Origin of the sequence: Amycolatopsis kentuckyensis (assembly GCF_002155975.1) — a bacterium.
GTDB classification, from domain to species: Bacteria; Actinomycetota; Actinomycetes; order Mycobacteriales; family Pseudonocardiaceae; genus Amycolatopsis; species Amycolatopsis kentuckyensis.
Genome location: NZ_MUMI01000527.1, coordinates 1 through 7,275 on the forward strand (window position 1 = coordinate 1; position 7,275 = coordinate 7,275).

At 70.6% G+C, this 7,275-nt stretch carries 9 protein-coding genes; 6 read left to right on the forward strand and 3 right to left on the reverse strand.

Annotation, left to right across the window (positions count from 1 at the left end; all coding sequences use genetic code 11):
• Both CCN39_RS53065 and CCN39_RS40040 read right to left on the reverse strand, forming a co-directional pair.
• Positions 1-155, reverse strand: a 155-nt coding sequence (locus CCN39_RS53065) for a DUF7665 family protein (protein ID WP_434781155.1), incomplete at its 3' end; no start/stop codon positions are given.
• A 5-nt stretch (positions 156-160) separates the two neighbouring features.
• Complete coding sequence (locus tag CCN39_RS40040) at positions 161-622, reverse strand: hypothetical protein (RefSeq protein ID WP_086851337.1); 462 nt, start codon at positions 620-622, stop codon at positions 161-163.
• A gap of 150 nt (positions 623-772) precedes the next feature.
• Between CCN39_RS40040 and CCN39_RS40045 the strand changes: the two genes are divergently transcribed.
• The 5 genes from CCN39_RS40045 to CCN39_RS50395 all read left to right on the forward strand — a co-directional run bounded on the left by CCN39_RS40045 (position 773) and on the right by CCN39_RS50395 (position 5,849).
• Positions 773-1,132: a hypothetical protein gene (locus CCN39_RS40045; protein ID WP_086851339.1), complete on the forward strand. Its 360-nt coding sequence runs from the start codon at positions 773-775 to the stop codon at positions 1,130-1,132.
• Positions 1,129-2,301: an ImmA/IrrE family metallo-endopeptidase gene (locus tag CCN39_RS40050; RefSeq protein ID WP_086851341.1), complete on the forward strand. Its 1,173-nt coding sequence runs from the start codon at positions 1,129-1,131 to the stop codon at positions 2,299-2,301. The genes CCN39_RS40045 and CCN39_RS40050 overlap by 4 nt, the downstream gene beginning before the upstream one ends.
• Before the next feature lie 96 nt (positions 2,302-2,397).
• Positions 2,398-2,640 (forward strand): hypothetical protein, encoded by a 243-nt coding sequence (locus tag CCN39_RS40055; protein ID WP_143264336.1) that lies wholly within the window; start codon positions 2,398-2,400, stop codon positions 2,638-2,640.
• A gap of 273 nt (positions 2,641-2,913) precedes the next feature.
• The gene (locus tag CCN39_RS52660; RefSeq protein ID WP_158104591.1) at positions 2,914-5,007 is read left to right on the forward strand and encodes an ROK family protein; all 2,094 of its coding nucleotides are present in this window, start codon (positions 2,914-2,916) and stop codon (positions 5,005-5,007) included.
• The gene (locus CCN39_RS50395; RefSeq protein WP_158104592.1) at positions 5,004-5,849 is read left to right on the forward strand and encodes a sugar phosphate isomerase/epimerase family protein; all 846 of its coding nucleotides are present in this window, start codon (positions 5,004-5,006) and stop codon (positions 5,847-5,849) included. Before CCN39_RS52660 ends, CCN39_RS50395 begins: the two co-directional genes overlap by 4 nt.
• Here CCN39_RS50395 and CCN39_RS40070 read toward each other — a convergent pair.
• Positions 5,782-6,945 (reverse strand): sedoheptulose 7-phosphate cyclase, encoded by a 1,164-nt coding sequence (locus CCN39_RS40070; protein ID WP_086851347.1) that lies wholly within the window; start codon positions 6,943-6,945, stop codon positions 5,782-5,784. The genes CCN39_RS50395 and CCN39_RS40070 overlap by 68 nt on opposite strands.
• 174 nt (positions 6,946-7,119) lie before the next feature.
• Between CCN39_RS40070 and CCN39_RS52215 the strand changes: the two genes are divergently transcribed.
• Positions 7,120-7,275 (forward strand): DUF6271 family protein (locus CCN39_RS52215; protein ID WP_244211211.1); only part of this gene is annotated, 156 nt, incomplete at its 3' end.

Consider the following 7,275-nt stretch of genomic DNA (forward strand, 5'->3'; position numbering starts at 1 on the left):
TCGTGGCCGTCCCCGGCGGTGACGGCCACGAACAGGTAGGGCCAGTCCAGGCTGATCAGGCGCCAGGAGCCGGCGTCGACGCCGCTGTCGAACCGAGGCGAGACGAGATCCCGCTCGAGTCGCCGCTTGCCCGGGTCGGCGCCGGCTTCCGACATGGTTCTCACCCCTGCGGCCGGACGAGGTGCACGAGGTCCAGCTGCACCGCGCAGCTGCCCTTGGGCACGAACGCGCCGATCGGGCTGTTCGGCGGCAGGTCTTCGGCGGTCCCCGCGACCCGCAGCGCGAGGTCGGCGGACGTCGCCGGATCCAGCCCGAAGGCCGCGATGGCCTCCGCCCGCACCTTCTTCACGTGCGCGGAGGGGTGGACCTCAATCTCCTTGATCGCGCCGACGTAGGACACGGAGACCGCGACCCGACGGCAGTGGTGGACGACCACATGCCCGGGGGCCTTGCCGAAGAGCTCGGCGACGGTCAGCTCGATGTCGATCTCGACGTCGTCACCGACCCGGAACACGTGCTCGTCGACCTCGACGGAGATCAGGCTGGCCAGGGTGGCCTCCGGGTCGGCGTCGGGGTGAGTGATGGCGGCCGGGCTACCGGGCGCGTACGTGTGGACCCGCATTGAGGGCCTCCTCGAATGAACCTGGACCGAGGTTCGGGGCTCGGTCTCACAACCACCATAAGTCCAAAAAGTCGCACTGGCGGTAAAGTTTTTGATGTTCACCCATCGGGGTGAGGTTGCCCGAATTTCCTTGCCGGGGCATACTGAAGCGTGCTTCTGACCGTGCCCAACGCCGCGCTCGCCGCAGTTCTGGCGTCCCCCGACCTGATCAGGCAGACCTTCCCGGCCGTCCACGAGGAGGTGATGATGCTGATCCACCTGCTGCAGGCCACGAACCCGTCGCTCGCCGACGTGCTCGCGTGGGGCATCATCAGCATGCTCACGCCGGCGTCCCGGAAGCAGGGCGCGGCCATCGGCCTCGCGTGCCGCCAGGTGGTCCTGAGCGCGATTGCCGGGAACAAGGACGGAGTCCGCGTGCTCTCTCCGCATGATCGACCCCAGGACGTGACGCGGCTCGAAGTCGTCGATCTCGCCGTAGCCGGCCGCTCCTGCCTCGGAGCAACCGGGTGAGCGCCTCGAGCGGCGCACACGAGGAGACGTTCCACTCGGACTGGTCGATCCACCCGGGAGCCGTCTTACGCCACATCCTGACCAGCCGCGGGATACGACAGGCCGAACTGGCCGAACGGACCGGCCTCACCCCGAAGCACGTGAACCAGATCGTCAAGGAGTCCGTCGGCATCTCTTCGGACATCGCCATTCTACTTGAGCGCGCATTGGGCATTCCCGCGAAGAACTGGATTCAGCAAGACGCCTTTCACAACGCCTACGAGAGCAATAAAAAGGCACGGCAAAAGCTGAGTGAGTTCGTGGATTGGGCCGACGAATTCGACACAGAAACACTCCGGCGCCACCACATAGTTTTACCAGGAGACGAAGACGTCACGCGCGTCGAGAAAATCTTGAAATTCTTCGGCGTCGCCAGCCCCGAGGCATTCGCCGCAACCTGGCTGAAGGCCCGAGTATCTTTCCGGAGAAGCCAAGCTTTTGGCGTAACCGAGATGAACACCGCTTTGTGGCTTCGACTGGTCGAACGGTCGGCCGAACTGGAACCGATCGGCCCGTTGAGCGCGCGATCCCTTCGCACCTTCGCGCGCAACCTTCCCCGCTATACAACACTTCCTCTCATCGACGGATTTGCCGCGACACGACGAGCCTTGGCCGACGCGGGCGTCGCACTGACGTTCATGCGCGAAGTTCCCGGAACACGGATATGCGGAGCCACCACCTGGCTCAATAAGGAAAGTCCGGTCATCGGCATCACCGCCCGACATCGAAAACCCGATATCTTCTGGTTCAGCATCGCGCACGAAATCGGACACATCCTACTGCACCCCAAAAGGGTCACCTACCTCAACCTGGTGCTCGAAAAAGAAGAAAAGGGTGAGGTCGAGTCCGAGGCTGACGCGTTCGCGGCGGACACCCTGATCGACAACTCAGTCAACCAGGAAATCTCCGGTGCTTCGACCCGCAACGACCTGGCGGTCATCGCCGCCCGGCTGGGCGTCGGCGCTTCGATCGTCGCCGGCCGGCGCGGGCACCTGACCGGCGACTGGCGCACCGGCGCCCCCCTGCGAGGCAAGATCACAGACGCCGAAGTCACCGCCCTGGAGAAGGAAATGACTTCACCGGCGGGCGGCGCCAAGATCGAGACCGCGCAGAATCCGCGTTTTGCGTGACACTTCGACCACCACCGGATCGGCGCACCCGCTGATCAGCCGCCGTAAGCCTGAGGTAGCCGCCGTCCAGCCGGGCCCGTGCCGCGTTCGCGTACGATGCACGCCACCGGACGAGCGAAGGCGCTCGACACACTGGCACAGATCTTGCGCGATCGCGGTGACATCGACGACGCACGCATGCTGTGGGTACGCGCCGCGAGGCTGTTCTGGGACCGTGACCGCATCGGCCGTGCCGAGCGGATCGAAACGGCCGTGAGGCAACTGTGTACCGTCACGATCCCGCAGGCGCGTGTCGAGGACCAGAACATGGTGAGCCTGCCGTGCCCCGGGCGACGGTGATGTCGGGCTCGGCCCCGTACCGGGGTGGTGGCCGCCGGCGCTGGCACGATGCGCAGGCCACACTTCGGGTGCGGTTCGGGTCTGGCCGAGTGAGCCTCGCGCACAAGCTTGCCGGGTGAGCGTGCCGCTGTCCACACGGACCGGTTGCGCTGTCTCCGTGGCCGGTTCGTCCGCCTGCGGCCGGCACTCCGGGCCGCCTCCGGCAACCCGCGGAGTGGACATCCGGCCGGCCGGAGTGGTCGTCTTGGGGCTCACGACCACCGGAGGGTTTCCGTGTCCATCACCGTTCTCGACGTCGGCGGCACCCATCTCCGGTCGGCTCGCTGGTCGGCCGAAACCGGGCTCGGCGAGGTTCGTCGCGTGCCGACGCCCGGGCTCACCAACTGTCCACACGCGACGGTCGGTGAACTGCGGGCGGCGCTGGTGGAGGCGATGGCCGAAGCGGTTCCGGCCGGTGGGGTCGCCGGCGTGTCGTTCGGTGCCGCGCTCGATCACCGGAGCGGGGTCGTCCACGCCTCCGCGCCACTGTGGGGGCCGCACGTCGAGCCCTTCGACCTCCGGGGCGCGCTGCGGTCCGCGCGGCCCGACGTCCGCTGGCACGTCGTCAACGACGTCACCGCCGCGCTCCTGCACCTTGCCGCGTCGCCGCACGCCGACGGCCGCCGCAAGATCCTGCTCGCGACGATCAGCACCGGCGTCGCCTGCCGGACCCTCGACACGCGCACCGGCGGGATCCCGCTCGACAGCCTCGGCCTGCAGGGCGAGATCGGCCACCTGCCCGCGACCGTGACCCTCGACGGCGAACCGGTCGAGCTCCGGTGTGACTGCGGGCAGCCCGGCCACGTCGCGGCTTTCGCCTCCGGCACCGGGCTGCGCCGGCTGAGCGAAGTGTTCCGGGACCGGCACCGGAACCGGTGGGCCCGGTCGAGGCTGGCCGCGGCCGGGCCGTTCGAAACCACGCTGCGCTCGGCACTCGACGACGCCGACCCGGTGGCGGTCGAGCTGCTGCGGACCGCCGTCAAACCGGTCGCCGACGTCGTGCGCACCGCGCTGTGCCTCGACCCGGAGATCGACCTGGTCGCCTTCACCGGCGGTGTGGCGACCGGGCTCGGCCGGCACTACCGGGACGCGCTGACCTGCCACCTGACCGCGGACGGCCTCTACCTCACCGGCGAACGCGACCCCGGCTGGGTCCTCGACCGGATCCTGGTCTGCGAGCCGGACGAGGCGAACGGACTGGTCGGCGCCGGGCTCGCCGCGCACGCCCGCACCACCCACCGCGCCGTCGTCCGCGCGGGCGGGTCGGTGTCCGTCCGGCCGCGGGCGACGAGCGAGCCCGGCCCGGGCGAGCTGGTCGTGGCGACCGAGTACGCGGGGTTGTGCGGGACGGACATCCAGATGCTGCGCGGGCTGCGGGACGACCCGGCGCCGGTGATCGGCCACGAAGGGATCGCGACGGTCGTGGCCGCGGGGGCCGGCGTCCCGGCCGAGTTCGCCGTGGGAACGCTGGTCGCGGTCAACCCGACGCACCCGGCGGATCCCGGTTTCCTGCTGGGGCACAACGTCGACGGCCTGTTGCAGGAGCGCACCCTGCTGCCCGCCTCGGCCGTCGACGGCGGGCTGGTGCTTCCGCTGCCCGCGGACACGGACCGGACGCTGGGGCCCCTGCTGGAGCCGCTCGCCGTCGTCCGGTACGCGCTGGGGGAACTCCGCGCGTTCGCGCCCCGGACCCTGATCGTCTACGGCGACGGCGTCATCGGGCACCTCGCCGTCCGCGCGGCCCGCCGTACACTCGGCTCGGCGACCCGGGTGGTCCTGGTGCACCACACCCAAGCCGGGCTCGCCTTCAGCGAGGCGGCGCCGTACCGCGCGGACGTGCTGTGCACCCGGGTGGACCGGGCGCACCTCGGCCCCGGTGCCGTCGGCGCGCTGCTCGCCACCCCGCGCGACGCGACGGTGTCCGCGTTGGAGGCGGTGCTGTCGCTCGGCGCCGGCGAGCTGGCCGTCGACATCGTGGGCGGCCTGCCTCCGGCCGCCACGACACCGCTGCTGCCCGGCGTCGACCTCACCGCGGCCCGCGCCGCGAACTGCGGCGGGCTCCCGGATCCCGCCCGCGTCGTGACGACCGAGCCGGCGGTCGGCCACCGGGTCCACGTGTTCGGCCACCGCGGGGTGGCCGCCCGGCACCTGCTCGACGCCGCGGGCGAACTCGCCGCCGTGCCCGAGCGGTACCGCGACCTGATCACCCACGAAACCGACCTCGAAGGCGCGGCCCGGGTCATGCGCACCCTGTCCGGCTCCCGCGAGCGGATGATCGACGGACGGCGGCTGGTCAAACTGTCCGTCCGGATCGGAGCCGGGAAGTGACTCCCTGCCTGCTCGGCCTGGCCGAGTGGCGGCTCCCCGCCGCCGGAGCCGAGGCCGTCCACCGAACCGCGGCCGCCGGGGCCGGAGGGCTGCAGCTCGACTTCGGCGGCCCCGGCCGCGGGGAATGGCTCGACGCGCCCGGGCGGGTGCGGGCCGTGCGCGACGCTGCCGTGACATCCGGCGTCCGGTTGCTCGCCGTCGCCGGCAACCACCTCAACGACGTCGGCCTGACCACCGCGCCGGCGCGGCCGATCGTCGAGCGCCTGCTCGACGCCGCGCACGCGCTCGAAGTGCCGCTCGTCTTCCTGCCGAGCTTCCGGCGCAGCGCCATCGACGGACCCGCCGCCTTCGAGCGCACCGCCCGGGTGCTCGCCTGGGCCGCCGCCGAAGCCGAGGCGCGGGGGCTGCGGCTGGCCAGCGAGAACGTCCTCGCCCCCCACCGGGCGACCGAACTGGCCGAGCGGGTCGGTTCCCCGGCGTTCCGGCTCCTCCTGGACACCTTCAACCCCGTCAAGGCCGGGCTCCGGCCCGAGGCACTCGTCGCCGGGGCCGGGCCCCTGCTCGCCGACCAGGTCCACCTCAAGGACGGCCCGCCCGACGTCGGGGCCACGCCCGCGCTCGGCGACGGGACCGGACGGGTGCACAGCACCCTCGACGCCCTGCGCGAGCACGCGGTCCCGGTGCGGGCCCTCGTCCTGGAGAACGACTACCGCGACGGCGATCCCGGCCGGCTCGCCACCGATCTCGCCTGGGCCCGCCGCCGCGCGCGGTGGTTCAGCCCACCGGCAGCCGTCGGAGGCCGCGGTGGATCTCCAGTGCGGCGCCCAGTTCCTCCGGGGTGACGTCGTCGACGAACGTGACGCCGCCGATGCCGACGGGCAACGGCAACCGCTGCCGGCCGTCGCGGTGCCGGACGACGTCACGCAGGGCCTGGGCGAGCACGGCCGGCTCGAGCAGCGCGTCCCAGACGGGCAGTTCGAGCAGCGTCATCACGGCGAACACCCGGTCGCGCTGGGCTTCGGTGAGCAGCCCGCGACGGTGGGCGAGGATGGTGGAAAGCGCCATGTCGACACACACGGCCTCGCCGTGCAGCAGCGCGGGCAGGGCCCGCATCTCGATCGCCGGGCTGAACGTGTGTCCGTAGTCGACGCACCGTTCCAGCTCGGCTTCCCACAGGTTCGGTTCGAGCTCCTCGAGCATCCCGTGCGTGGCGGCGTGCAGCACGGCCACCGCGGCCCGGTCGCTTTCCGGGCTGTGGCCCTGGAACTTCTCCGCGAGCAGGCGCGCGCCGTGTTCCTCCAGCAGCTCGAACAACGCGAAGTCCTTGATCAGCGCGATCTTGAGGATTTCCGCGAGCCCGTTGCTGATCTGCCGCCGGTCCAGGGTGGCCAGGAAGGTCCGGTCGAGCAGCGTCAGCTCCGCGTGGGCGTAGGTGCCCAGCCGGTTCTTGTGCCCGTTGAAGTTCACGCCCGTCTTGACGCCGACGCCCGCGTCGACCAGCCCGATCAGCGTGGTCGGCACCCGCAGGAACGGGGTGCCGCGCCGGTAGAGGCTCGCGGCGAGGCCGGCGATGTCGGTCAGGACGCCGCCGCCGATGACGATGATGGGCTCCCGGCGCCGGGCGATCCCGAACCGGTCGAGTGCTTCCACGATCCGCGCGGCCGTCTCGAAGTCCTTGACCGTCTCGTCCACGGACACCGCCAGCATCGCGTACTCCACGCCGTGGTGCTCGAAATAGGCGCGGATTCGGTCGCCGTGGTGGCGGTCGACGTTCGCGTCGATGACGACGAACCGCCGCGGCCTGCCCTCATCGCCCCCCTTTTCCAGCAGGTCCGTGCGGTCGGAGCGGAAGACATCCTCACAGAACCGCACCTCGTAGCTGACGCTCTTCTGGGCGCGAACAAGCCAAGAGGCCGACTTCTTCCCCGAATCGGTCATTACCCGTTCCTTTTCCCAGCGGTGGCTCGGCGATGAAAAGACTTCGCGTGGATACGGTCATCTTGGCCGGATCACGGCCCCGCTGTCGCCTCGGCGGAACACGGGCGGGCAACTGCGGATTTTCGGCGGTTGACGGTGGTTTGACGTACCCGGCCCCGTCGGTAGCCTGGGGGAATGCGCCGGATCTGCCTGGCTCTCCCCACGAATCGCGCCTGTGCCGGAACGCTTTCGGACTTCCTCGAGGAAGGCGAGTTCGCGGCCGCGAACTTCGACGTCGAAGTGTTCGCCGTAATCCTGGATTCCTCCCCGGAACCGGCGTACGGCGAACAC

What these genes read in the sequence shown, in the direction of transcription:
- CCN39_RS40040 (WP_086851337.1), bottom strand. Translation starts at nt 622, where the DNA reads ATGCGGGTCCACACGTACGCGCCCGGTAGCCCGGCCGCCATCACTCAC.
- CCN39_RS40055 (WP_143264336.1), top strand. Translation starts at nt 2,398, where the DNA reads ATGCACGCCACCGGACGAGCGAAGGCGCTCGACACACTGGCACAGATC.
- CCN39_RS40070 (WP_086851347.1), bottom strand. Translation starts at nt 6,945, where the DNA reads ATGACCGATTCGGGGAAGAAGTCGGCCTCTTGGCTTGTTCGCGCCCAG.